This is a genomic window from Chromatiaceae bacterium (assembly GCA_024235395.1).
Lineage (GTDB): Bacteria > Pseudomonadota > Gammaproteobacteria > Chromatiales > Chromatiaceae > Thiosocius.
In genome coordinates, this window is sequence record JACKMK010000001.1 from 444,304 (window position 1) to 469,556 (window position 25,253).

Below are 25,253 nucleotides of genomic sequence, written 5' to 3' on the forward strand. Positions count from 1 at the left end.
CGGACCGACTGGCGTTCAGCGCCGCGGCAGCAGACTTACCGGATCCACCGGCTTACCGTCACGCCTGATCTCGAAATGCAGCAAGGCATCGCCGTTGTTCGCGGTACCCATCTCTGCAATCTTCTGTCCTTTGGTAACCTGGTCACCTTCTGCGACCAGAATCTTCCTGTTGTGCCCATAGGCACTCAGGAAATTGTCGTTATGTTTGACGATGATAAGCCGCCCGTAGCCGATCAGTCCACTCCCGCTGTAAACGACCTTGCCATTCTCGGCGGCACGAATCGGATCGCCGGCCTTGCCGGCAATTTTTACGCCCTTGCGCAGCGGATCGTCTTTGCGAAACGTGGATACGACGCGGCCTTGTACCGGCCAGTGCCATTGCAGCGCGCGCACCGTCGACGAGGGTGAGGGTGAAGAGGGTGAAGGTCCCGGAGGCGACACGCGCGGCGCGCGTGCCTGAGTACTCGGCCGCGGAGCAGGCGGAGCAGGTGGTGTTCGCACGGGTGGTGGTGGACGCAAGCGCAGCGACTGTCCGGCGTAGATCCGGTACGGCGCACGAATGCCGTTCCACGCGGCGATCGCCCGATAGTCGATCCCACTCTGCCAAGCGATGCCGTACAAGGTATCGCCTCGCTGCACGCGATAACTATCGCCGCTGATGGACGGACGCGAGGGCGGTGCCGGCCGCGCCACTGTACGTTGACCACGCGACTCCACCGGCGCACGCCAGCTGGCCGTGCATGCCGCAAGCAACAACAGCGACAGTGCCGCACAACACAGCCGCAGCGGGCGCACAGACACCCGCGTCGACGCACTGTCCAGCCGGTTCGGATTGAACTCCTGCCTCAAGATCCCCGCTTCTATCCTGCGCTCGATCAGAACCTGTACAGCAGGACTATGATGACCAGCAGGGCCACCGTCAACCAACCCAGCCAATCTATCCAGCGATGCAGTCGTTCCTCCATGCGTGTGCCGCCCCAGGCCATCAACAGCGCGACCAGGAAGAACCGCAACCCTCGACCGACGAACGAAGCCATCACGAACGGCAGAAACGACATACTGAGCAGGCCGGCGGTGATCGTGAATATCTTGTATGGGATCGGGGAAAAACCGGCAGCGAATATCGCCAAGACGCCCCATTCTTCGAACCACTGCCGGGACAGCGCGAAGGGCTCGGCGTATCTGCCACCCTGGATCCATGCCTCGACAAGTTCGAACGCGAACATGCCGATCAGATAACCGAACATGCCGCCCAGCACCGAGGTGAGCGTGGTCAACGCCGCGAACCCGATTGCCCGTCGCGGTTGCGCCATGCTCATTGGCGCGAGCATGACGTCCGGAGGGATCGGGAAGAACGACGACTCCGCGAAACTCAGGCCGCCGAGATACCACGGCGCGCGCGGGTGACGGGCCCAACGCATCGCGCGCGCATACAGTGGCGAAAAAATCTTCACTCAGCAGACCCCGTCGAGCAAGGGTACGAAACTGACCCGCTCGAGCATCTCATGCTCGTAGCCGTCAGCCGTGCGGGTGACCCGCACCAGGGCCTGCTCCTCGCGCCTGCCAACCGGCAGCACCATGCATCCGCCGGGACGCAACTGTTCAACCAGGGCACGTGGAATCCCCTCGGGCGCCGCGGTCACGATGATGCCGTCGAACGGTGCATACTCGGGAAGCCCAAGACCGCCGTCGGTGTGCTTGGTGACGATGTTGCGCATATCCAGACGCTGGAACCGTCGCCGCGCGCTGTCGAGCAATGTCTTGACACGCTCGACTGTGTATACCCGGCGCACCAGCGGCGCCAGCACCGCCGTCTGATAACCCGACCCGGTGCCCACTTCGAGCACATTTTCCAAGGCCCCACCCTGCAGCAAGGCCTCGGTCATCCGCGCAACGATGTAAGGTTGCGACAATGTCTGGCCACTGCCGATCGGAAGGGCCGTGTCTTCGTACGCGCGGCTCGCCAGCGCTTCGTCTACGAATAGGTGGCGCGGCGTGTTGCGTATGCGCTCGAGAACCCGCGGATCGCGGATTCCCTCTTCGCGCAGCCGTTGAATCAGACGCTCACGAGTGCGCTGCGAGGTCATGCCGATACCCAGATGGGGCGCCGTCACAGCGGTCGCTCCAGCCATGCACCAAGCCCCGACAATGCCTGATGGCGAGTGAGATCGACCTGCAGGGGCGTGACCGATACCTGGCCGTTGCGCACGGCGTGGAAATCGGTCCCTGGACCCGCATCCTGCTCGGCGCCAGCCGGTCCGACCCAATAAATCGGTCGGCCACGTGGATCTTCGGCCTTGACCACGGGTTCGGCCTTGTGTCGGTGCCCGAGTCGCGTGGCAACGACACCGCTCAGCGATTCATACGGCAGATCGGGGACATTGACGTTCAGGATCGAGTCGGACGCCAACGGGTGGGCGCACAGCCGCTGGACCATTTCGACAGCGATCCGCGCCGCGGTGTCGAAGTGCCGCGGAGTGTGCGACGCGATCGAAATCGCGATCGCCGGATAGCCGAGGAAACGCCCCTCGGTCGCCGCCGCGACGGTACCCGAATAGATGACATCGTCGCCCATGTTGGCGCCGGCGTTGATACCTGAAACCACCATATCGGGTTCTTCGGTGAGCAGCCCGGTGATCGCGAGATGGACGCAGTCGGTGGGCGTCCCCTCGACGCGTATGAAGCCGTTCTCCGCCTCACTCGCCCTGATCGGCTGCTCGAGGGTCAACGAATTGCTCGCACCACTGCGATCGCGATCGGGTGCGACAACCACGGTTTCTGCAATACCGGACAACGCCACGTGCAAAGCGCGCAGGCCCGGGGCCTGGTAACCGTCGTCGTTGCTGAGGAGAATTCGCATGCCTTCCCGGAATACGACCGGCCGTCAGTCCGGCGCGATCTCAAGAGCCGGAATGATACTGCAAACCCCACACTGCCTCATCTTGATCTCAGTCCGCCGAGCCGCTTCAATCCCGTGCATGGGAGACGCGGACGACAAGCGCGACGATACCGACGACGAGGCAGCGTTCCGCGCCGCGATGGCCGACGTCGCCCCGATGAAAGAAAAGCGCGCTGCCCCCTACCGCCGGCGCCGACGCCCGGAGCCCTTGAACCTGCCGGTCGGTGACGAGGCGACCGAAGAATTTGCCGACCTCGCGATCGAGACCGGTGATTTTCTCGAGTTCCGCAGGCCCGGCATCCAGAACCGGGTATTCCACGACCTGCAGCGCGGTGTGATCGAGGCCCGCGCGACGCTCGACCTGCACGGCCTGCGGGTGCGCGAAGCGAGCCAGGCGCTCGACCGCTTCCTGGTACAGAGTCTTGCCGCAGGCCGGCGTTGCGTTCGGATCATCCACGGCAAGGGACGCGGTTCGGACGGCCAACAGCCGGTCCTCAAACAGAAGACCAATCAGTGGTTGCGCCAACGCGACGAGGTGTTGGCTTTCGTCACAGCGCCACGCTGGGACGGTGGAACCGGCGCGGTGTACGTCCTGTTGTCCGGCAAACGACGACAAGCAGGCTGAGTGGTGTTATCCGGCCGAGCGGAGAAGTTCGCGTAACACCGTGGTGGCATAACCGCCGGCAGGCAGCCCGAACGTCAACACCAACGCATCTTCCTGCCACGTCCACGTCAGTTCCGAGACCACCAGGCGCAGGGCACGCCGATCGGCATCGACGCCCATACGGGCCAAGGCATCGATCCAGTCCGCCCAGGGCCCCAGTACATCATGTTCCCGCTGGGCGGCCAGCTGCACGGGCTGCAAGGCCCTTCCCGATCGTCCGCACAGTGGACCGCTCGGATGGATATCGAGATCGGCCAGGCGAGTGGCAATGCTCGGATCGGCCGGATCATGCATGAACTGGCGTTGCGAACCCTCCAGCTGGAGCACGTCGCCCTCGACGGCGCATTGCCAGCTGCCGTCGGCAAGCCGCGCCGCCAGAACCTGATTGAACAGATGCGATCTGGCGGCGGACAACAGCAGACTGCGCTGTTCGCGGCCCGGTCTGCGGCCGCGGCGTCCGATCATGTCGGAGAAGCGCTGAAGATTTCCTCCGCGATGCCCGAATCGCTGGTTGCCGAAATAGTTGGGGACACCTTCGCGGGCGATTCGCTGCAAGATGTCTTCAGCTTGTGCCGTGTCACCGCGTACCGCCGTGACGCGAATCTCGAAGCGGTTGCCGCGCAGGCTGCCACGCCGCACCTTGCGGTGATGGGGTACGGCCGACAGGACCTGCAGCGAATCGTCCTCCAGCAGCGACCAATCGGGTGCTTCGCGACCCGCCAGTTGCACGCTGAAATGCTGCGTGGTGTCGGCATTGCGATCTTTCAGGCCCGCGAAACCGACAGCGACCTGGGCGACGCCGGCATGCCGCGCGAGCAGGCGCGCGACCTCGGCCGTATTGCGACCGCGCTTGCGCACCCTCAACATCACATGCTCGCCGTGCCCGGATGCCTCGTACCCAAGTTCCTCGACGACCACAAAATCCTCGGGCACCTGTCGGAGGACGCCGTCGAGCACTGGTCCGCCGAACGCACGAGGTAGACCGAGCGTCGGTTCTTCAGGCAATTCCGGGATGGGCATCAAAGGTCGGTCAGCAGGACGACCGCGTGGGCCGCGATACCCTCGCCGCGACCGGTGTACCCCATCCGCTCCGTGGTCGTCGCCTTGACGTTGACGCGGTCGACCGAGACCCCCATGTCCTGTGCAAGATTGGCGCGCATCGTATCGATATGCGGCGCCATGCGTGGTGCCTGAGCAACCACGGTGCAGTCGAGATTGGAAACCCGCAGACCCTGCCCGGCCAGTGCGTCGCGTACCCGACGAAGCAGGATGCGACTGTCGATATCGCGGTAGGCATCGTCGGTATCGGGAAAATGCCGCCCGATGTCGCCGAGTGCGGCAGCGCCCAACAATGCGTCGCACACCGCGTGGACCAGCACGTCGCCGTCAGAGTGCGCCTCCAGGCCGCGCGTGTGTGCGATCCGGACACCACCGATCGTTACCTGGTCTCCGTCGCCGAAACGATGTGCATCGAATCCGTGACCTATCCGCATTATTGCCATCCCAACCTCTCAAGCAGGCGGCGATTCTAACACCGGCGTCAGGCTAAACTTCAGACATGCAGTTGTTCGACACGCATTGTCATATCGACGTCGAAGAGTTCGACGATGACCGGGTGCAGGTATTGCAGGCGGCGCGCAGCGTGGGCGTCCGGGACCTGCTGGTGCCGGCCGTCATGCGCTCGACCTGGCCGGGATTGGTCGCGCTGTGCGCGGCGGACGCACATCTGCATGCAGCATTGGGCATGCATCCGGTCTACCTCAATCGCCATCGTCCCGAAGACGTCGACGCGCTGGCAGACGCCGTCGCAAGCCAGCCGCCCCTCGCGATCGGCGAGATAGGCCTGGACTGGTACGTTCCCGGGCTCGACCGACAGGTACAGCAGCGGCTGCTCGAAGATCAGCTGGCAGTCGCCGAGGCAAGTCACCTTCCGGTCGTCCTGCACGTTCGAAAGGCGCACGATGCGATGCTCAACACGCTCAAGCGCTTTCGCCTGAACGGCGGCTTCTGCCACGCGTTCAACGGCAGCATTCAACAGGCCGAACGCTATCTGGAGATGGGTTTTCGACTCGGGTTCGGCGGCATGCTGACATTCGAACGCTCGACAAGGCTGCGACGTATCGCCGCGCAGCTGCCGCTGCAGGCTATCGTATTGGAAACCGACGCGCCCGACATGACGGTGGCATCGCACCGTTACGAACGCAATAGCCCGGCGTACCTTCCGGAGGTACTTGAAACCCTCGCCAGGTTGCGTGACCTGCCCGCCCCGGTGGTCGCTGAACAGACCACGCGCAACGCGCGCGAGGTTCTCGGCCTGTAAGCACCGCATCGCCTATCCGTGTGGACGGCGTCCGGGCGCAAAGGCCGGGTCAAGCGATCACGTGCTCGCCGGATTCTGCCTGGCGCTGCAGGAAAAAGGCCGCCAGCGGCAGGTCCTCGGGGCGGGTTATCTTCAGATTGTCGGCGTGGCCTTCGACCATGACCGGGGTCCGCCCCGACCACTCGACCGCGCTGGCCTCGTCGGTCACCAGCTGGCCGGCGTCGAGTGCCGCTTCCATTGCCTCCAACAACACCCCGAAGCGGAACATCTGTGGCGTGAAGGCGCGCCAGAGATGGTCGCGGACGACCGTCTCGACGATTCGATCCGCGGCATCGGTGCGCTTCATGGTGTCGTGCACCGGCAAACCGAGGATTCCGCCCACGTCGTGGTTACGCAGCATATCGATCAGGTGATCAATATCGGATCGCCGGACACAAGGCCTCGCGGCGTCGTGGACCAGCACCCAGTCCGACGGGCGTGCGCGACGCTGGAGCGCATGCAATGCATTCAACACCGAATGACATCGCTCGGCGCCACCCGTCACGCGGACCAGATCGGGATGGCCGGCAAACTCCGTGTGCTCCCACCACCGGTCTTCGTCGCTCAGGGCGAGGTAAAGCCCGTCGACCGACGGGTGCATCAGCGTGCGCTCGATTGCATGGTCGATCACGGGTCGGCCGACAAGGTCGAGATACTGCTTGGGAACGGCACCACCCATGCGCCTACCCACGCCAGCGGCCGGCACCACGACCCAGAATGAGGGTTCAGTCACGACCGCTTTCCGTGGGCGGCAGCAGCTGGAAATAGGTCTCGCCTTCGCGGATCAGGCCCAGCTCGCTGCGCGCCCTCGCCTCGATCGCTGCCAGTCCGTGTTTGAGGTCGTCCACCTCGGCCTGCAGTGTCGCGTTGCGCTCATGCAGGTCATCGAGTTCGGCGCGCTGCAGCGTGAGTTGCCGCTTCAGGCTGTGCACCTCGGCAAGACTGCCGTCACCGACCCACAGGCGATACTGCAACCCAATCAGCACCAGCAGCAGGAAGCCGAATATCAGCTGCAGTTTCCAGCTCACCGCCGTCCGACATTCCAATCAGAAACAGGGAAAGGCACTCTTGCCTGCATACACGGCGTCGTCGCCCAGCTGGTCTTCGATCCGCATCAACTGGTTGTACTTGGCGACGCGATCGGAACGCGACAAGGAGCCGGTCTTTATCTGGCCGGTGGCAGTCGCCACGGCCAGATCGGCGATCGTGGTGTCTTCGGTCTCTCCGGACCGGTGCGAGATCACCGCGCTGTAACCGGCGTCCTGCGCCATGCGGATCGCCTGCAACGTTTCGGTCAGGGTGCCGATCTGGTTGAACTTGATCAGGATCGAGTTGGCGATGCCCTTGTCGATGCCTTCCTTGAGGATCCGGGTATTGGTTACGAACAGGTCGTCGCCAACCAGCTGGATCTGCTTGCCCAGACGCTCGGTCAGCAGCTTCCAACCATCCCAGTCGCCCTCGTCCATGCCGTCCTCGATCGAGATGATCGGGTACTGGCCCACCCAGCCGGCGAGAAACTCGACGAATCCGGCAGAGTCGAACGACTTGCCTTCCGATGCAAGCACGTATTTGCCGTCCTTGTAGAACTCCGAGCTCGCCGCGTCCAGGCCCAGGTAGATGTCCTGGCCGGCCTTGAAACCGGCCTTGCCGATCGCTTCGAGGATCACCTCGATCGCCTCCTCGTTGGAACGAAGATTCGGCGCAAAGCCACCCTCGTCCCCCACCGTGGTCGCGAGCGAACGTTTGCCCAGCACCGATTTGAGCGCGTGAAACACCTCTGCCCCGTACCGCACGGCCTCGCGGATGGAACCAGCGGCGACCGGCAGGATCATGAACTCCTGCAGGTCGACGCTGTTATCTGCGTGCTCGCCGCCATTGATGATGTTCATCATCGGTACCGGCATGCGGAATCGACCGTTGCCCAGCGACTGATACAGTGGCATCGCCTTCTCTTGTGCCGCCGCATGCGCGGCAGCCAGCGAAGCGGCCAGGAGCGCGTTGGCGCCGAGGCGGGACTTGTTCTCTGTACCATCGAGATCGATCAAGCGTCGATCGATGGCCTCCTGCCCGGTCACTTCCTGGTCCAACAGTGCGTCGCGGATCTCACCGTTGACGTTCGCCACCGCGGTCAACACGCCCTTGCCGAGATAGCGGCTCTTGTCACCATCGCGCAGCTCGAGCGCCTCCCGCGAGCCGGTCGATGCGCCGGACGGTGCCACCGCGCGGCCAATCGCACCGTCGGCAGTCAACACATCGGCCTCGACGGTGGGATTGCCCCGTGAATCGAGGATTTCGCGGGCGCGGACGTCGATGATCTCGGACATGGGTACTCCTAAAACTTCAGGGTTCAGATGAATGAGCCGCGATCGGTAGTCGGCAACGCAGACAAGGATGCGACCGCCAATCGGTGATGTAACGCGGATGCGGCCGGAAGACGACCGAACACGTCAAAGTTCCTGTTCGATGAAGCCACGCCGTTTGACCACCCCGTCGATTGCTACCAGGGTCTCCAGCAACGGCTGCATCTTGTCGAGCGGCCAGGAATTGGGGCCATCGGAGAGCGCGTGCTCCGGATCGGGATGGGTCTCCATGAACAGACCCGATATGCCCACCGCGACAGCCGCGCGCGCTAGCACCGGCACATGTTCACGCTGTCCGCCCGACTTGCTTCCCAGGCCGCCAGGCTGCTGTACCGAGTGTGTTGCATCGAACACCACCGGACATCCGGTCGAGCGCATCACTGCGAGCCCGCGCATGTCTGACACCAGGGTGTTGTAACCGAATGAAACGCCGCGTTCGCACACCATGATCTGCGAGTTACCGGTGGCGCGCGCCTTGTCGACGACGTTGTTCATATCCCAGGGCGCGAGAAACTGCCCCTTCTTGATGTTCACAGGTCGCCCGGCACGCGCGACGCTCTGAATGAAATTCGTCTGCCGACACAGAAATGCCGGTGTCTGCAGCACGTCGACGACGGCCGCGACCTCGTCAAGCGGCGTGTCTTCGTGGACATCGGTGAGTACCGGCACACCCAACTCGGTCTTCACCCGCTCGAGAATGCGCAATCCCTCCTCCAGGCCGGGACCGCGCGGACTCGCATGCGACGAACGATTGGCCTTGTCGAACGACGATTTGTAGATGAACGGAATGCCGAGTGCGGCGGTCATGTCCTTCAATGTGCTCGCCACCTCCAGCGCCGAACCCTCGCCTTCGATTACGCAGGTCCCTGCGATCAGAAAGAACGGGTGATCGAGACCGACTTCGAAACCACAGAGGTTCACGCGGACACCGCCTCTTGCACCTGCTCGTTGTGATGTTGCACGGCCGCCTCGATGAAGCCCTGAAACAGCGGGTGACCATAACGCGGCGTCGAGGTGAACTCTGGGTGGAACTGACACGCCACGAACCACGGATGCGACGGAATTTCGATCATCTCGACAAGGCGTCCATCGATCGACGTCCCTGCGACCTTCATACCAGCGTCTTCGAGGTCCTGCCGGAAACCATTGTTGAATTCGTAGCGGTGCCGATGTCGTTCACTGATCACATCCTGACCGTACAGGCGGCGAGCGATCGTCCCTTTGGCCAAGCGGCACTGCTGCCCTCCCAATCGCATGGTCCCACCCAGATCGACGTCTGCCCCGCGCTGTTCGATGGAACCGTCGGCGTTCAACCATTCGGTGATCAACGCGATCACCGGATAAGGTGTGCCGGGATTGAACTCCGTGCTGTGTGCGCCTTCGAGTTTTGCGACGTTGCGCGCGAATTCGATCACCGCGACCTGCATACCGAGGCAGATGCCCAGATACGGCACGCGGTTCTCTCGCGCAAAACGCGCCGCGGCAATCTTGCCTTCGACGCCCCGTTCACCGAAGCCACCGGGGACGAGGATTGCGTCCATGCCCTCGAGACTCCCGGTGCCGTCCTTGTGCAACACCTCGGAGTCGATGTAATGGATGTTGACCTGCCGCGCTGACTTGATGCCGGCGTGTACCAGGGCTTCATTCAGCGATTTGTAGGATTCGGTCAGATCGACGTATTTGCCGACCATCGCGATATCGACTTCGCCATCGACCTTGTCGAGCCCATCGACCACTGCCTGCCATTCACTCAGGTCCGCCGGCGGCACGTCCAGCCGCAGCTGGTCGACAACGATCTGGTCGAGGTCCTGTTCATGCAGCATCAGCGGGATCCGGTAGATGCTGTCGGCATCGATCGCGGAAATCACCGCACGCTCCGGCACGTTGGTGAACAACGCGATCTTGCGCCGCTCACCGTCCGGAAGCGGACGGTCCGCACGACACAACAACACGTCCGGCTGGATACCGATCGAGCGCAGTTCCTTGACCGAGTGCTGGGTCGGCTTGGTCTTGATCTCGCCCGACGCGGGGATGTACGGCACCAGGGTGAGGTGCATGAACAGGGCGTTTTCCCGCCCCATCTCCACACCCATCTGGCGGATCGCCTCGAGAAACGGCAGCGACTCGATATCGCCGACCGTTCCACCGATCTCCACGAGCGCGACATCGGCGTCATCCGCCCCGAGACGGACGCTTTCCTTGATCTCGTTGGTAATGTGCGGAATGACCTGCACCGTCCCGCCCAGATAATCGCCACGCCGCTCTTTGCGGATGACATTCTCGTAGATCTGGCCGGTGGTGAAATTGTTGTTGCGACCCATTGTCGTGCGGATAAACCGCTCGTAATGGCCCAGATCGAGGTCGGTCTCCGCGCCATCATCGGTAACGAAGACCTCGCCGTGTTGGAAAGGACTCATCGTACCGGGGTCTACGTTGATGTAAGGGTCGAGCTTGATCATCGTGACCTTCAGGCCACGCGCCTCAAGCAAGGCCCCCAGGGAGGCCGAGGCAATACCTTTGCCAAGCGACGACACGACGCCGCCCGTAATAAAAATGCATTTAGCCATGCGCCGATGGGCTCGAAAGGAGGTTGAAACGGACGGGATTAAACGGTACCAGATGGCCAATCACGGCTCAATCGGCGAATAAAAAAACGCATGCCGATCACCACACAATACGCATTATTATTGTCTTATATTCCAAACCGTTACCGGTAGTCTTTTTTTCGTTTCCGCCGCTAGTGGTCAACAACCGGTTGGTCTATAGTGTGGGATGCTCGGAACGAAGGACCCCCGAGCTCGTGCCGACTGCTCTCATCGTAATGACGGGTACTGTCGATGCAGGGAAGCACACCTCCACTCACAGCAAAATGCACATAAGGAGTCATCCAACATGCGGAATTTCGCAAAAGCATTCGGCGCTGCGGTTGTCGCGGGCGCAGCTGCACTCACCATGTCCTCGGCCAGCGCCTGGTGGGGCGGCGGTCCTTGGGGCGGCAACAACTGGGACAACAACTACAACCGGGGCACCGGCTACGGCAATACCTCCGGTTGGGGCGACGGCTGGGGTGATGCATCGGGTTCCGGTGGCGGCGACTTCAGCATGAACATGAGCGGCCGTGGCAACACCAATATGCGTGGCTACGGCAACGGCTACGGCGCCGGCGACGGCTGGGGCCGCGGTTACAACTACAGCGCACCGGGCTGGGGCGGCTATGGTCCTGGCTACGGCTACGGCGGTCCCGGCTGGGGTGGCCCGGGTTGGGGCGGTCCTGGTGGCGGCTGGGGCGCACCTGTGGCGCCGCAGGCACCCGAAGCGCCTGCTGCAAACCAGTAATCCGCGTTGCGACAAAAAAACCCGTCCATTTCCAGGACGGGTTTTTTTTGCACCCAACGGAGGTTATTGATCAGGGTCAAAAAACCCCGCACAATTCGGTTATTAGGCATCGATGTGCTGAAACAACGATCGACTGAGAGACCCAACGTGACCGAGAAGAACGTCATCTCCCTCGACAAGATCAAAGTCGCCTGCCGCGACTGCAGCCTTTCCACACTCTGTCTGCCGATGGGTCTCCGCCCCGAGGACGTCGACCGACTCGATGCCATCGTCAAGCGCAATCGACCACTTCAGCGCGGCGACAACCTTTTCCGCGCCGGCGAACCCTTCCGCAGCCTTTATGTCGTAAAGACCGGAGCGGTCAAGACCTTCACCCAGACCAACGACGGCGACGAGCAGGTGGTCGGCTTCCATCTTCCGGGCGAAGTCCTCGGTCTGGATGCGATCCAGGACGGCTCGCACGGCTGCAGCGCGCGTGCATTGGAGACGACCGCGATCTGCGAACTGCCCTTCGAACGGCTCGAAGACCTGTCGTCGAACATCCCAAGCCTGCAGCACCAGATGTTCCGCCTGCTCAGCAAAGAGATCAGCCACGAGGCCGAGATGATGGCACTGCTCGGCCGCTGTACCGCCGAGGAGTGCGTGGCGTCGTTTCTCCTGAGCCTTTCGGAACGCTTCCGGCGGCGCGGCTTTTCGGCGACCGACTTCTTTTTGAGCATGTCACGCCAGGAGATCGGCAGCTACCTGGGGTTGGCACTCGAGACGGTCAGCCGACTGTTCACACGCTTTCAGGAGGACGAGATCCTGAAGGTGGAACGCAAGCATGTGCAGATCCTCGATATCGAGCGGCTGCGCGCGATGGTGACGCACCAGGTACACCTGGAGGCACACCGCGCCCATCCCTCGACTTGATCTACCTCAAGCCGGCAACGACGAAAATCCTTGCGGATTATTAGCAAACGCTCAATTTGATCCAGATCAAAGCAAGGCTTGATATTCACCTTAGTCTTGCACAGCCAAGTTGGTTTGCGCCCGCCCGGGCTCGAAACGGCTGCTGCTGGTTTTATCACTATCCTTTGGGAGACGCGTAATGGAGTCACAGACCACATATAATTACAAGGTCGTGCGCCAGTTTGCGATTATGACGGTCGTCTGGGGCATCGTGGGGATGCTCGTCGGCGTCATCGTTGCGGCACAGCTGGCCTTTCCAGATTTCTTTCTTTGGGACGGCGTTTCGTTCCTCAGCTACGGCCGGCTTCGCCCACTGCATACAAATGCGGTGATCTTTGCATTCGGTGGGTCGGCGCTGTTTGCCACCTCATACTATGTTGTGCAGCGCACCAACCAGGCCCGCCTGTTCGGTGGACCGCTCGCCGCCTTCACCTTCTGGGGCTGGACAGTCGTCATCCTGCTGGCCGCGATCAGCCTGCCGCTTGGTATTACCTCCGGTAAGGAATATGCCGAACTCGAGTGGCCGATCGACCTGCTGATCGCTGTCGTCTGGGTGGTGTACGCCATCGTGTTCTTCGGCACCATCATGAAGCGCAAGGTCAAGCACATCTACGTCGCCAACTGGTTCTTCGGCGCATTCATCCTGACGATTGCGGTGCTGCACATCGTCAACAGCGCCTTTATCCCGGTCACGCTGACCAAAGGCTACAGCTTCTACCCGGGCGCGATCGATGCGATGGTTCAGTGGTGGTACGGCCACAATGCGGTCGGCTTCTTCCTGACCACTGCATTCCTTGGAATGATGTACTACTTCGTGCCGAAACAGGCGGGGCGTCCGGTCTACTCCTATCGTCTTTCGGTCGTGCACTTCTGGGCGTTGATCTCCACCTACATGTGGGCGGGCCCGCACCATCTGCACTACACCGCGCTGCCCGACTGGGCGCAGTCGGTAGGCATGATCTTCTCGCTGATCCTGCTCGCACCTTCCTGGGGCGGCATGATCAACGGCATCATGACTCTGTCCGGCGCCTGGCATAAGCTGCGCACCGACCCTGTCCTGAAGTTCCTGATCGTCTCGCTGTCGTTCTACGGCATGTCGACCTTCGAAGGGCCGATGATGTCGATCAAGACCGTCAACGCGCTGTCGCACTACACGGACTGGACCGTCGGGCATGTGCATTCCGGCGCACTGGGCTGGGTCGCGATGGTTTCGATCGGCTCCTTGTACTATCTGATTCCGCGCCTGTTCGGTAAGGTGAACATGGCCAGCATGAAACTGGTCGAGTTGCACTTCTGGATTGCGACCATCGGTGTGGTGCTGTACATCGCCGCGATGTGGATCGCCGGTGTCATGCAGGGCCTGATGTGGCGCGCTGTCAATGCCGACGGCACCCTGACCTACTCGTTCATCGAATCGGTCGAACGCACTTATCCCTTCTACTACGTACGTCTGCTCGGCGGCGCCATGTTCCTGTTTGGCATGCTGTTGATGGCCTACAACACGTGGAAGACGGTCTCGGAAGGACGTGCCGCTGACGCGGACGACGCCATCCCGGCCGCTGCAGCCCACTGATCCGAAGGAGTATCAACAATGTCACATGAAGTCGTTGAAAAGAACGTCGGCCTGCTGGCGATATTGGTCATCCTGGTGATCAGTGTCGGCGGCCTGGTTGAAATTGTCCCGCTGTTCTTCCTGTCGGATACCACGGCACCGGCTCCGGGCGTGAGCAAGTACAGCGCGCTACGCCTGGAAGGACGCGATGTGTACGTCCGTGAAGGCTGCTACAACTGCCATTCACAGATGATCCGTCCGTTTCGCGCCGAGACCGAACGCTACGGTCACTACTCGGTGGCCGGCGAGTCGGTGTACGACCATCCCTTCCAGTGGGGCTCGAAGCGTACCGGTCCTGACCTCGCACGCGTCGGTGGACGCTACAGCGATGACTGGCACTTCGTTCACCTGAACAATCCCCGTGACGTGGTACCTGAGTCGAACATGCCGGCCTACCCCTGGCTCGGCAACACCACACTGACCGGAGAAGACACTGCCGCGAAGATGAAGGCTCTCAACATCGCCATCGGCGCAACCTGCCCGACCTGCGAGCTGTACAGCGAGCAGGATATGGCCAACGCACAGAAGGAAGTCGAAGGTAAGACCGAAGCACAGGCCCTGGTGGCCTTCCTGCAAGGTCTCGGCCTGGCTTCCAAGCAGTGGTGATCGTTATGGACATTAACGATATCCGCGCCTGGCAGACCGCCATTCTATTGGTCTCGTTTATCGGGATCGTTATCTGGGCTTACAGCAAGCGTCGCAAGACCTCTTTCGACGAGGCCGCAAACCTGCCTTTTGCCGATGAAGATCAGCACCGGGCGACGATTGAGAAGGAGAACCTGTCATGAGCAGTTTCTGGAGTGGATGGATCATCATCCTGACGGTAGCCAACATCCTGGGCTGTCTCTGGCTGGTCTGGTGGACGATGCGCGGCCGCGCGGGCGAAGCGGCAGAGGGCGATGTCACGGGTCATACCTGGGACGGTGATCTGCAGGAATACAACAACCCCCTGCCGCGCTGGTGGCTGTGGTTGTTCTACATCACGCTGGCGTTCGCAGGCGGCTATCTGGCGCTCTACCCGGGCCTGGGCAAGTTCCAGGGTTTCCTGGGCTGGTCGTCGGGCAACACGCTGAGTGCCGGTGACGGCTCGCAGTATGGCGGTGAAATGGCCAAGGCTGCCGAGAAGTACGACCCGATCTTCCAGCAGTACGCAGCGGTCGCAGTCACCGATCTGGCCAGCAAACCGGAATATCAGGAGGCCCGGGAGATGGGCAAACGCCTGTTCCTGACCTACTGCATGCAGTGCCACGGTTCAGACGCCGGCGGGTCGCGTGGCTTCCCGAACCTGACCGACAACGACTGGCTGTGGGGCGGCGCGCCGGAGCAGATCCAGACAACGATCGCGAACGGCCGCAACGGTGTGATGCCACCGCATGCCCATCTCGGTGACGAAGCAGTCGACAATGTCGCCAACTACGTGTTGTCACTCTCGGGCCGCGACGTCGATGCCGCCAAGGCCCAGGCAGGCAAGGAGACCTTCATGAACGCCGGGTGCATCGGCTGCCACGGTGTCGAAGCGACCGGCAACCAGATGCTGGGGGCTCCCAACCTCACCGACAAGACCTGGCTGTACGGCGCAAGCCTCGGCACCGTCAAGCAGACCATCACCAATGGCCGCATGGGCGTCATGCCGGCGCACAAAGACCTGCTGGGTGACGAGAAAGTCCACCTGCTGACCGCCTATGTGATCAGCCTGTCGCAGCAGTAAGCAGCGACACCCACCGGGCCCTGGCCCGGGCGGTAGATCGGGGATAATGCGAATTATCAACGACATCCGCCCGGTTCCAGGGCCATAATTTATTGTATTGTCGGTTTTGTCGCGGCCATTCCCTGGCTACGGGACACCCCCCCGCCACACCGGAGCACGAATCGACCAGCCGGCCCCATCGAGGGCCGGTTTATTTACAGGAAGCGAACATGTCTACTCTGCCAGCCACTCAGTCTGACAAGAATCAGCTGCCGGTTGTACAACAGATCATTTCGGTCATGTGGCCGTCCTTCCTCACCGCGAGCGCGGCGACCATCATTTTCTTCACGCTGTTTGATCCGACGGACCTGGGCATCATCGGCGGGTTTCCGGATCTGACCCGGATCGGTGGCTACACCATCGGCTTTTTCAGCTTCTGGCTGCTCACCTCGATCAGTTGCGCACTGACCTGTTACTTCCGCAGACCCACCAACAGACCGCCTCATCCCGGCGGGCAGACGAATCCCTGACAAATGGAACGGCAGACAATGTCCCAGCCAGCAGCGAACAACAACCAGGCTCCGATCGAACAGGAGCTCTACAAAAAGCGCCAAAAAATCTACGTGCGCGAAGTGCACGGGATCTTTGCCGCCCTGCGTATCGCAGCAATGGTCGCCCTGCTGGGCATCTACTATGGCCTGCCGTGGATCAAATGGGATGGACACCAGGCAGTTCTGTTCGATCTGCCGGCACGCAAGTTCTATATCTTCGGCCTGACCTTCTGGCCGCAGGACTTCTTCTACCTGTCGATGCTGCTGATCATCGCGGCGATCTCGCTATTCATGTTCACGGCCTTGGCCGGTCGCCTGTGGTGTGGCTATGCGTGCCCGCAGACCGTGTGGACCGAGATCTACATGTGGATCGAGCGCAAGATCGAAGGGGTTGCCCGGGTACAGAAAAAGCGTGACCAGGGTCCACACGATGCCGGGTACTTCGGTATCAAAACGGCAAAACATGCCGCCTGGCTGGCGTTTTCGCTGTGGACCGGTTTTACGTTCGTCGGCTACTTCACGCCGATCCAGGAACTATGGACCAGCGCCTTCAACTGGTCACTGGGCCCCTGGGAGACGTTCTGGATCTTCTTCTATGGATTCGCGACCTATGGCAACGCGGGCTTCATGCGCGAACAGGTCTGTATCTATATGTGCCCCTATGCGCGCTTTCAGAGCGCGATGTTCGATCATGACACGCTGATCATTTCTTACGACGAGAAACGCGGTAATCCCCGCGGCTCACGGAAGCGCGGTACGCCTTCCTCCGAGGTCGGGCTCGGAGACTGCATCGATTGCGGACTCTGTGTACAGGTCTGCCCGGTGGGCATCGATATCCGCGACGGTCTGCAGTACCAATGCATCGGCTGCGCGGCCTGCGTCGACGTCTGCGACGATGTCATGGACAAGATGGGGTACCCCCGCGGCCTTGTGAAATACACCACCGAGAACGCGCTTGCCGGCAAATCGACCAAGCTTCTCCGCCCCCGCATCTGGGTCTATGTGGGGATCCTGTCGTTCGTCAGCGCGGCGCTGGTGTACGCACTCCTGACGCGGATACCGATCGAAGTGGACATCATCCGCGACCGTAACGTGCTGTACACGGAAACCGACCAGGGCCTTATCCAGAACGTCTACAACCTGAAGCTGATCAATATGGACAACCAGCCACAGCGCTACAGGCTTGCAGTATCCGGTATGGAAGGCATGCAGGTGATCGGCCAGACCAGCGGGATCGAGGTCGACAGCGGCGCTGTCGTGGATCTCCCCTTGCGCGTCGAGGTCGATCCGGTCGAGTTGAAATCCTCGAGTACCGAGATAATGTTCCACATCGAATCCGAGATCTCCCCGGACATCTCGATCGACGAGCACGCCCGGTTCCTCGGCCCGGCAACACGGTAAATCATCCATGAGACGTCCACCTCGAGAAGACACGGAGCCCTGGTACAAGCAGTTCTGGCCCTGGTTCCTGATCAGCCTGCCGCTCAGCGTGGTGATCGCCGCACTGTTCACCATCAATCTTGCGCTGAAAACGGACGACGGCCTGGTAAGCGACGACTACTACAAGGAAGGCCTGGCGGTGCACAAAGTCGCCGACAGCTCCGCGAAAGCCGTGGCGCTGGGGATCGCCGGTCAACTGCGTTACGACGCAGATACCGGAGCCGTCAACGTCACGTTCGACCGACCTCTGCCAAATGGGACGGCCACTTTGTCACTGGACGTGACGCACCCCACTCTGCCGCGTCAGGACCAAGTGACACAGCTCACACCGTCTGGCGAAACGACCTACGCCGGGCGCCTGCAGCCCCTCGGAGCGGCACACTGGAAACTCAAGCTTTATCCGGCCGACAAGATCTGGCGAATCGAAGGTCGCCTGACACTGCCGCAATCGTCGGTCGCGCAGTTGAACTGAACGGGACACGAGGCCACGGTGCCTCGTGCGACTCAGTCTTGGGAAAGCCCCCGCCAGATCGCGGCACCGCCTGATGCCTTTTCAATCGCGGCAAGGCGCCGCTCGTGTGCCTCGAGTTCCGCCGCACTCGCCTTGACGACCGCCAACTCGATTCCGTCGCGACGTACCCTGCGAATACCCGCAGCGCCGGGATCCGATGCACTGCCTGCAAGGGAATCGGCATCCAGAGAGAGTGCCGTCTGGCCGCCGGTCATCGCGAGATAGACGTCGGCCAGGATCTCGGCGTCGAGCAATGCCCCGTGTTTGTCGCGCCGACTGTTGTCGACGTGGTAGCGACCGCACAGCGCATCCAGACTGTTGCGTTGTCCGGGGTGCTTCTTTCGTGCCATGACCAGCGTATCGAGTACCTGGCAGTGGTCCGCGATTTTCCCCACCCCGTCCAACCGGGCCAGTTCGGCATTCAGAAATCCAACGTCGAACGGGGCGTTGTGAATCACCAGTTCCGCATCGCGCAGGTACGCCACCAGGTCGTCGGCCACATCCGCGAACCGCGGTTTGTCGGCGAGGAACTCGTTGGTGATGCCATGCACCTCAACCGCCGCGGCATCGATCTTCCGATCAGGCTGCAGATAGACATGGAAGTTGTTGCCGCTCAACCGTCGGTCGAGCAGCTCCACACATCCGATTTCAATGATCCGGTGGCCCTGCTCTGGCTCCAGGCCGGTGGTTTCGGTGTCGAGAACGATTTGCCGCATCTGGGTGTGCCTTCTTTCCGGTTTCGGACTCAATGGTTTGCGGACCGGATTGCCCGCGCAATGTAACCCGGTTCAATTCTCAGCGTGTTGCAGCCGGTCGATGCCGAGGTTCGCCAGCGCGTCCGCTCGCTCGTTTTCGGGATGCCCCGCGTGTCCCTTGACCCAGTGCCAGCTGACATCGTGACGTGACGCTGCCGCATCCAGCAGACGCCACAGGTCGTCATTCTTGACCGGCTTTTTCGCCGCGGTTCGCCAGCCATTGCGTTTCCAATTGTGAATCCACTGCGTGATGCCATTCTTTACGTACACCGAATCGGTCGTGACATCCACTGCACAAGGCCGCGTCAATGCCTCCAGGCCGCGGATCACCGCGGTCAATTCCATGCGGTTGTTGGTCGTCGCGGGATCACCGCCGAACAACTCTTTTTCGCGGCTGCCGAACCGCAGTACCGCACCCCACCCGCCGGGCCCTGGATTGCCGCGGCACGCCCCATCGGTGAACAGCTGCACGCGGTCAGGCATCGCGCACCTCCCGCACCGTCGGTTCAATTGCACGCGGACCCAGCACCTTCAAAGTGGCTCGGCGCTGAGGCAGCGGTGTGATCCGCGATACCCGCTTGACCGCTCGAACGATGTAGACACCGGCCAACATGGGCCAGACCCGACGTCCCAGACGCTCGACTGCGTCCAATCGCACGCTGCGTGTCGGGGGACGGAATTCCATGACATCCATTCGCTCGATACCAAAACCCATCAATGTCAGCCAGTCGTTCAACCGCGGATACGACAGGAACTGCCCGCACCACGGGACTGTCCCCCGCCAGCGGCCGAACAATCGCCAGATGCCCCACAGGCTGAACGGGTTGAACCCGATCACGATCACCCGACCTTCGGGAATCAGCACCCGCTCCGCCTCGCGCAAAACCAGGTGCGGGTCGGGCGAAAAATCCAATGTATGTGCGAGGATCACCGCATCGACGCTGTCTGCCGCCACCGGCAGGAACTGCGCATCCGCGACGATCACATCGCTCCCAGCCATGCCGTCGCGGTGGCCGATCAGCGTCTTGCGGCGAATGGGACAAGCGGAAAGGTGATCGAGATCGTTCCCCAGGTGACCGAGCTGCAGCAACTGATAACCGAACAGATCTCCGACCATCGCACTCAGGGCATCGCGCTCGTGAGCCAACACCCGACTCCCTGGCAACGCGGCAAACCATTCCACAAGCGACTGTTCCAACTCACTATTTTTCTTCACACAGGGTCTGAATTGAGACATCTTGGCATCGCTGCTGGCAGCCGGTTTCGGCATTTCGTATATTGATCCGCCATGCACGCGGCGGACGACATGACCGATTCTGACCAATGCGCTCAGCGTCAGCAATGCTCTCGGGCCGGTCGGTGGGCCCTGATGCTGTTCGGCGTTCTACTGTTGGGCGCCTGCGCAGGGCACGCCCCCAAGCCGCCGACCGAGGCTGTCGTAACCGCGGACGAACTGCCGGCTCAGGATGTCTGGGACGACGAGGAAATCGTCGATGACCTGATCCCGGAGACCGAGCCGCCGGTTGCTGAGATCGACCGCGAGATTTGGCCTCGCCTGCGCGCCGGTTTCCAGCTGCACGACATCCAGCACAGGCGCGTGCAGCAGGAGATCCGCCTGTTGCAGCGCTTCCCGAATGCTTTCCGCGGCCTGATGGCGCGTTCCGAACCCTACCTGTACCACATCCTCAATGCGGTGGAATCCGCCGGTCTCCCCGCCGAGTTGGCACTGTTGCCTGCCATCGAGAGTGGATTCAGGCCCCATGTGCACTCACCGGACGGAGCGGCCGGACTCTGGCAGTTCATGCCTGCAACCGGACGTATGCTGGGGCTGCAGCGTGACTGGTGGTTCGACAAGCGACGTACGGTACGCGCCTCCACCGCAGCGGCAATCCTCTATCTTGAGCAGCTGAACGAGCAGTTTTCCGGTGACTGGCTGCTGACATTGGCAGCCTATAACGCGGGTTCCGGCAAGGTGAGCAAGGCGCGACGCAACGCGGCCCGACATGGTAGGCCGACCGATTACTGGTCGCTCGACCTGCCGCGCGAAACGGATCGCTATGTGCCCAGGCTTCTCGCGCTCGCTGCGGTCGTCACCGATCCGTCCGCTTACGGGCTGGATCTTCCCGAGGTGCTCGACCAACCCTATTTTGCCCCGGCCAAGACCGCCGGCCAGATCGATCTGAACGTCGCAGCGCAGCTGGCTGGCGTCCCCGTCGAGGAGCTGTTGGTGCTGAACGCGGGGAACCGTCGGTGGGCGACCGCACCCGGCGGACCCCACGAACTACTGCTGCCGGTCGACAAGGTCGACCGGTTCGCCGCGGCATTGACTTCGCTACCGGTCGACAAGCGCCTGCGCTGGTCGCGGCACCACATTCAACCGGGCGAAAGTCTCGGCCGGATCGCACGGCAATACGGTGTGACAGTGGAAGCGATCAAGCGCTCCAACGGGCTACGCGATTCACGTATCCGTGCCGGCCGCGACCTGTTGATCCCGTTGTCAGATTCGGTGACGGTCGCCGATACCCTACCGACCGGGAACTCAAGGCAGCGACTGCACTATCGAGTGCGCAAGGGGGATTCGCTGTACACCATCGCTCGACGTTACCAGGTGTCGGTCGCCGACCTGCGTCGTTGGAATCAGGTCGGGCGCTATATCCGCCCGGGCGAACGGCTCACTGTGTTCATCGATCCGGACGCCTGATCGCCATCATCCGAGACCGTCAGCCAGCACGCCACCCGTCTGCCGGGTTGTAATTCCGTGATCTCCGGATAACGTTCGCGACACACCGGCATTGCATGCGGGCAACGTGGGTGGAAATGGCAACCGCTGGGTGGATCGATCGGCGACGGCATGTCACCCGGCAGACGAATCACTTCGCGCTCGTGCGTCGGATCAGGGACCGGTACGGCGCTCAGCAGCGCTACCGTGTAGGGATGTCGCGGTACATTCAACACCTCCTCCACGCGGCCGTATTCCACGATGCGCCCGAGATACATCACGGCGACTTCGTGGGCCAGGTAGGCCACGACAGAAATGTTGTGGGTAATGAACAGATAGGAAAGACCCATCTCGCGTTGGAGTTCGCGCAACAGATTCAACACCTGGGCCTGTACCGAGACATCCAGCGCACTGGTCGGTTCGTCGCAGACGATCAGACGCGGTTGCAATGCCAGCGCCCGGGCAATGGCAATACGCTGGCGTTGTCCTCCCGAGAACTCGTGCGGATAGCGCTGAGCCGCATCCGCCTGTATCCCCACCTGCTGCAACAAGCGTTCGACGATTTCGCGTCGCTGGGCGCGCCCCTCCCCTATGCCCTGCGCGACCAACCCCTCGGCAACGATGTCCTCCACCAGCATGCGAGGATTCATCGACGATGCGGGGTCCTGGAAGATGATCTGAAACTCGCGCCGCAGACGACGCAGCGCGGCACCCTTGACCTCGGCGAGATTCGTGCCATCGAACAACACCGAGCCCTGCGTCGGCCGATGCAGCTGCAGTATGGCCTTGCCGACCGTTGTCTTGCCGCACCCGGATTCACCGACCAATGCCACAGTCTGGCCGCTCGCGATGGCCAGATCGACACCGTCGACCGCTTTGACATAACCCGCTACGCGTCGCAGGACGCCCTTGTGGATCGGGAAATGCACCTTCAGGTCGCGCACATCGAGCAACGCTCCCCCGCTCTCGATCGCCGGGGTACCGGCATCATCGCCTTCCTGCATGGCGTCGCGCACTTCGTCCTGCGACAGGTGGCAGCGATATCCGCGTCCGGGCTCGCCCCGCCAGGGCGGCAATTCCGACCGACAGACGTCGCGCGTCAAAGCGCATCGATCGGCAAACCGACAATGTTGAAACTCCTGGTCGAGCGCGGGCACTATGCCGGGAATCACATCCAGGCCACGGCCGCGCTGGTTGGCCTTCGGCACCGACCGGAACAGCTTCCGACTGTACGGATGTGCCGGTCGTGAAAAGAATGCACGGACCTCGTTCACTTCCATCAGCTGTCCCGCGTACATCACCCCGACACGGTCGGCCATCTCGGCGACGACACCGAGATCGTGGGTGATCAACAGAACCGCCATACCGGTTTCCCGCTGCAGCTGCTTGAGCAGGTCGAGCACCTGCGCCTGGATCGTGACGTCCAATGCGGTCGTGGGCTCGTCTGCAATCAACACCTCCGGCCGCCCGGCCAATGCCATCGCGATCATCACGCGCTGCTTCATGCCACCGGAAAGCTGGTGAGGGTAATCCTTCACACGCCGTTCGGGATCCGGTATGCCGACCGCCCGAAACAGCTCGACGACCCGATCTCCGACACGGTTCCGGTTGTCCTGGTCATGCAGGCGAACCGCCTCGGCAACCTGTTCGCCTACCCGCATCACCGGATTCAGCGAGGTCATGGGCTCCTGGAAGATCATTCCAATGCGACCACCCCGCTCGTCGCGCATTTCCGCCTCGGACAACTCGCGCAACGACTGGCCACGCAGCCGAATGTCGCCTCCGACGATGCGACCGGAGAACGGCAGCAGCCGCATGATTGACAGTGCGATCATCGATTTGCCGCAGCCCGATTCGCCGAGCAGGACGAATGTCTCACCGCGCTTGATGTCTAGACTGACCTGATCGACTGCCCGGACCGGGTGGGTCGTGCTTCCCAGATGCGTCGAAAGTTCGGAAAGTTCGAGCAATGGCTCGGACGCCTTGGTCTGACGATTCATCGCGTTTTCGATCATGCTCATCGCTGACGTCTCAATCTTGGATCGAACGCATCGCGCACGACGTCGGAGAACAGGTTTGCCGCCAACACCAGCGTGAACATGAAACCGAACGCCGCCAGCAGTGACCACCACACTACCGGTTCACGCGCCAGCTCCAGTCGTGCGCCATTGATCATGTTGCCCCAGCTGTTGGTCGCCGGATCGACGCCGATACTGATATACGAAAGCACAGCTTCCGCAAGTACGAGGCCGCTGAAATCCAGCACGATCGTGATCAGCACGATGTGCATGACGTTGGGCAACACATGCCTCAACAGGATCCGGAAATGACGTACCCCGAACGCCCTCGCCGCCTGGACGTACTCGAGTTCGCGCAACTTGAGGGCCTCGCCGCGCAGCAAACGGCACAAAGACGTCCAGCTGGTCACCCCCAGGATCAGACACAGGAACAACAGTCGCAGATCCGCCCGCTCGGTGAGGCTGTTGAACTCGTCGGCATGATTGCTCATATAGATCTGCATCATCAGTACGGCCGCGGCGATCAGCAGCACGCCGGGGATCGAGTTGAGCGTCGTGTAGACATACTGGATCAGGTCATCGACCCAGCCACGGAAATAGCCAGCCATGATGCCGAGCAAAATAGCTGCAGGCAGCATCACCAAAGTGGTCAGGGTACCGATGATCAACCCGGTGCGGATACTCTTCAGCGCCTGGAAGAACACGTCTTCGCCAACCTTGTCGGTACCCAAGACATGATAGTAGCCGGACAACCCCCAAAGGGATGCGAACAACGCAATGACCAGCAGCGCCGTCCAGGCCGTAACATGCCAAGGAACTGGCAATCGCCCACTCAGCAGGCGACCGAGACGAGGTAGGTTGAAACGACATGCCAACAACAGCAGTGCCGCCCAGATCAAGAGGCCCGCACCCGCACCTGACAATCCCTTGCGCAGGATGTCGCCAAACCTGCCCTCGCCGTCCTCGGGCAGGTGTGCACCACCGAAGGTGAGCCGTGGAAAGTCGCGCACGGTCGTGCCGTCGTCGCGGGTGATCGTCTCCTTGCTGAAAAGGTGGGTAGCGAACGGTTCGGAATACGTCTTTTCGCGTTGCGTGCGCAATGGTCCGGCCAACAGATCGAACACGCTCAGTATCTCGGTCGAGTACACCGGCTCGCCCTGCTCGTCTCCGGAGACCCGCGGATGGTAGTGCAGCGTATCGAGTAGCCCTACGAGGACATAGAATGCCAGGACCACAACCGCGGCCTGCCCGGTGCGGCTTTCGGCGACTCGTCTCCATGGCTGGGCGAGATGGTCATGACGTCTTGTGTACAGGCCACCCGCTACTGCAAGCCCGAGCAGCAGGTAAACCAGCGCGTCAGTCCAGAGTATCACGGGTTGAAAAGCCATCGC

The 25,253-nt window shown here is 61.8% G+C and carries 28 protein-coding genes; 12 read left to right on the forward strand and 16 right to left on the reverse strand.

The window, feature by feature from the left end:
• Positions 1-15: 15 nt before the first annotated feature.
• The 4 genes from H6955_02030 to surE all read right to left on the reverse strand — a co-directional run bounded on the left by H6955_02030 (position 16) and on the right by surE (position 2,860).
• On the reverse strand, positions 16-786 hold the full coding sequence (locus H6955_02030; GenBank protein MCP5312306.1) for a peptidoglycan DD-metalloendopeptidase family protein: 771 nt from the start codon (positions 784-786) through the stop codon (positions 16-18).
• Between the two features lie 89 nt (positions 787-875).
• Positions 876-1,454, reverse strand: a complete 579-nt coding sequence (locus tag H6955_02035) for a DedA family protein (GenBank protein ID MCP5312307.1) — start codon at positions 1,452-1,454, stop codon at positions 876-878.
• A complete protein-coding gene (locus tag H6955_02040) occupies positions 1,455-2,087 on the reverse strand; it encodes a protein-L-isoaspartate(D-aspartate) O-methyltransferase (protein MCP5312308.1) in 633 nt (210 codons plus the stop codon). It lies immediately after the preceding gene.
• Between the two features lie 23 nt (positions 2,088-2,110).
• Entirely contained in the window at positions 2,111-2,860 is a 750-nt protein-coding gene (surE, locus tag H6955_02045) for a 5'/3'-nucleotidase SurE (GenBank protein ID MCP5312309.1), read from the reverse strand.
• A gap of 118 nt (positions 2,861-2,978) precedes the next feature.
• Here surE and H6955_02050 point away from each other — a divergent pair, with 118 nt between their 5' ends.
• Positions 2,979-3,524, forward strand: a complete 546-nt coding sequence (locus H6955_02050; protein ID MCP5312310.1) for a Smr/MutS family protein — start codon at positions 2,979-2,981, stop codon at positions 3,522-3,524.
• A 6-nt stretch (positions 3,525-3,530) separates the two neighbouring features.
• Here the strand turns inward: H6955_02050 and truD are convergent, their stop codons facing one another.
• Complete coding sequence (gene truD / locus H6955_02055; GenBank protein MCP5312311.1) at positions 3,531-4,583, reverse strand: tRNA pseudouridine(13) synthase TruD; 1,053 nt, start codon at positions 4,581-4,583, stop codon at positions 3,531-3,533.
• Positions 4,583-5,059 (reverse strand): 2-C-methyl-D-erythritol 2,4-cyclodiphosphate synthase, encoded by a 477-nt coding sequence (ispF, locus tag H6955_02060; GenBank protein ID MCP5312312.1) that lies wholly within the window; start codon positions 5,057-5,059, stop codon positions 4,583-4,585. Before ispF ends, truD begins: the two co-directional genes overlap by 1 nt.
• A gap of 62 nt (positions 5,060-5,121) precedes the next feature.
• On the opposite strand from ispF, the gene H6955_02065 reads away from it, so the two are divergent.
• Positions 5,122-5,883 (forward strand): TatD family hydrolase, encoded by a 762-nt coding sequence (locus H6955_02065; GenBank protein MCP5312313.1) that lies wholly within the window; start codon positions 5,122-5,124, stop codon positions 5,881-5,883.
• Between the two features lie 49 nt (positions 5,884-5,932).
• Here the strand turns inward: H6955_02065 and ispD are convergent, their stop codons facing one another.
• The 5 genes from ispD to H6955_02090 all read right to left on the reverse strand — a co-directional run bounded on the left by ispD (position 5,933) and on the right by H6955_02090 (position 10,849).
• A complete protein-coding gene (gene ispD, locus H6955_02070; GenBank protein ID MCP5312314.1) occupies positions 5,933-6,655 on the reverse strand; it encodes a 2-C-methyl-D-erythritol 4-phosphate cytidylyltransferase in 723 nt (240 codons plus the stop codon).
• Complete coding sequence (ftsB, locus tag H6955_02075; protein ID MCP5312315.1) at positions 6,648-6,938, reverse strand: cell division protein FtsB; 291 nt, start codon at positions 6,936-6,938, stop codon at positions 6,648-6,650. The genes ispD and ftsB overlap by 8 nt, the downstream gene beginning before the upstream one ends.
• 30 nt (positions 6,939-6,968) lie before the next feature.
• Complete coding sequence (eno, locus tag H6955_02080) at positions 6,969-8,246, reverse strand: phosphopyruvate hydratase (GenBank protein ID MCP5312316.1); 1,278 nt, start codon at positions 8,244-8,246, stop codon at positions 6,969-6,971.
• A gap of 123 nt (positions 8,247-8,369) precedes the next feature.
• A complete protein-coding gene (gene kdsA, locus H6955_02085) occupies positions 8,370-9,203 on the reverse strand; it encodes a 3-deoxy-8-phosphooctulonate synthase (protein MCP5312317.1) in 834 nt (277 codons plus the stop codon).
• Positions 9,200-10,849 (reverse strand): CTP synthase, encoded by a 1,650-nt coding sequence (locus H6955_02090; protein ID MCP5312318.1) that lies wholly within the window; start codon positions 10,847-10,849, stop codon positions 9,200-9,202. Before H6955_02090 ends, kdsA begins: the two co-directional genes overlap by 4 nt.
• A 325-nt stretch (positions 10,850-11,174) precedes the next feature.
• Between H6955_02090 and H6955_02095 the strand changes: the two genes are divergently transcribed.
• From H6955_02095 to H6955_02135, 9 genes are all read left to right on the forward strand, one after another.
• Entirely contained in the window at positions 11,175-11,618 is a 444-nt protein-coding gene (locus tag H6955_02095; protein MCP5312319.1) for a sulfur globule protein CV1, read from the forward strand.
• 147 nt (positions 11,619-11,765) lie between these two features.
• Entirely contained in the window at positions 11,766-12,530 is a 765-nt protein-coding gene (fnr, locus tag H6955_02100) for a fumarate/nitrate reduction transcriptional regulator Fnr (GenBank protein MCP5312320.1), read from the forward strand.
• A 178-nt stretch (positions 12,531-12,708) separates the two neighbouring features.
• On the forward strand, positions 12,709-14,142 hold the full coding sequence (gene ccoN, locus H6955_02105) for a cytochrome-c oxidase, cbb3-type subunit I (GenBank protein MCP5312321.1): 1,434 nt from the start codon (positions 12,709-12,711) through the stop codon (positions 14,140-14,142).
• Between the two features lie 18 nt (positions 14,143-14,160).
• Positions 14,161-14,787, forward strand: a complete 627-nt coding sequence (gene ccoO / locus H6955_02110; GenBank protein ID MCP5312322.1) for a cytochrome-c oxidase, cbb3-type subunit II — start codon at positions 14,161-14,163, stop codon at positions 14,785-14,787.
• Between the two features lie 5 nt (positions 14,788-14,792).
• Positions 14,793-14,969 carry a cbb3-type cytochrome c oxidase subunit 3 gene (locus H6955_02115; GenBank protein MCP5312323.1) on the forward strand — a complete coding sequence of 59 codons (177 nt, stop codon included), beginning with the start codon at positions 14,793-14,795 and terminating at the stop codon, positions 14,967-14,969.
• Complete coding sequence (gene ccoP / locus H6955_02120) at positions 14,966-15,889, forward strand: cytochrome-c oxidase, cbb3-type subunit III (protein MCP5312324.1); 924 nt, start codon at positions 14,966-14,968, stop codon at positions 15,887-15,889. The genes H6955_02115 and ccoP overlap by 4 nt, the downstream gene beginning before the upstream one ends.
• A gap of 209 nt (positions 15,890-16,098) precedes the next feature.
• A complete protein-coding gene (locus tag H6955_02125; protein MCP5312325.1) occupies positions 16,099-16,398 on the forward strand; it encodes a hypothetical protein in 300 nt (99 codons plus the stop codon).
• Positions 16,399-16,416: 18 nt separating this feature from the next.
• On the forward strand, positions 16,417-17,820 hold the full coding sequence (gene ccoG / locus H6955_02130) for a cytochrome c oxidase accessory protein CcoG (GenBank protein MCP5312326.1): 1,404 nt from the start codon (positions 16,417-16,419) through the stop codon (positions 17,818-17,820).
• A 7-nt stretch (positions 17,821-17,827) separates the two neighbouring features.
• Positions 17,828-18,331: a FixH family protein gene (locus tag H6955_02135; GenBank protein ID MCP5312327.1), complete on the forward strand. Its 504-nt coding sequence runs from the start codon at positions 17,828-17,830 to the stop codon at positions 18,329-18,331.
• Between the two features lie 32 nt (positions 18,332-18,363).
• On the opposite strand, the gene dnaQ is transcribed toward H6955_02135, so the two are convergent.
• The 3 genes from dnaQ to H6955_02150 form a co-directional block, all read right to left on the reverse strand.
• Positions 18,364-19,086: a DNA polymerase III subunit epsilon gene (gene dnaQ / locus H6955_02140; GenBank protein ID MCP5312328.1), complete on the reverse strand. Its 723-nt coding sequence runs from the start codon at positions 19,084-19,086 to the stop codon at positions 18,364-18,366.
• Between the two features lie 72 nt (positions 19,087-19,158).
• Entirely contained in the window at positions 19,159-19,608 is a 450-nt protein-coding gene (gene rnhA, locus H6955_02145) for a ribonuclease HI (GenBank protein MCP5312329.1), read from the reverse strand.
• The gene (locus H6955_02150; GenBank protein MCP5312330.1) at positions 19,601-20,362 is read right to left on the reverse strand and encodes a methyltransferase domain-containing protein; all 762 of its coding nucleotides are present in this window, start codon (positions 20,360-20,362) and stop codon (positions 19,601-19,603) included. The genes rnhA and H6955_02150 overlap by 8 nt, the downstream gene beginning before the upstream one ends.
• Positions 20,363-20,494: 132 nt before the next feature.
• Between H6955_02150 and H6955_02155 the strand changes: the two genes are divergently transcribed.
• Positions 20,495-21,826: a LysM peptidoglycan-binding domain-containing protein gene (locus tag H6955_02155; GenBank protein MCP5312331.1), complete on the forward strand. Its 1,332-nt coding sequence runs from the start codon at positions 20,495-20,497 to the stop codon at positions 21,824-21,826.
• On the opposite strand, the gene H6955_02160 is transcribed toward H6955_02155, so the two are convergent.
• Both H6955_02160 and H6955_02165 read right to left on the reverse strand, forming a co-directional pair.
• A complete protein-coding gene (locus H6955_02160) occupies positions 21,775-23,844 on the reverse strand; it encodes an ABC transporter ATP-binding protein (GenBank protein ID MCP5312332.1) in 2,070 nt (689 codons plus the stop codon). The two genes, H6955_02155 and H6955_02160, sit on opposite strands and share 52 nt — an antisense overlap.
• A gap of 17 nt (positions 23,845-23,861) precedes the next feature.
• The gene (locus H6955_02165) at positions 23,862-25,250 is read right to left on the reverse strand and encodes an ABC transporter permease (GenBank protein MCP5312333.1); all 1,389 of its coding nucleotides are present in this window, start codon (positions 25,248-25,250) and stop codon (positions 23,862-23,864) included.
• Between the last annotated feature and the right edge of the window lie 3 nt (positions 25,251-25,253).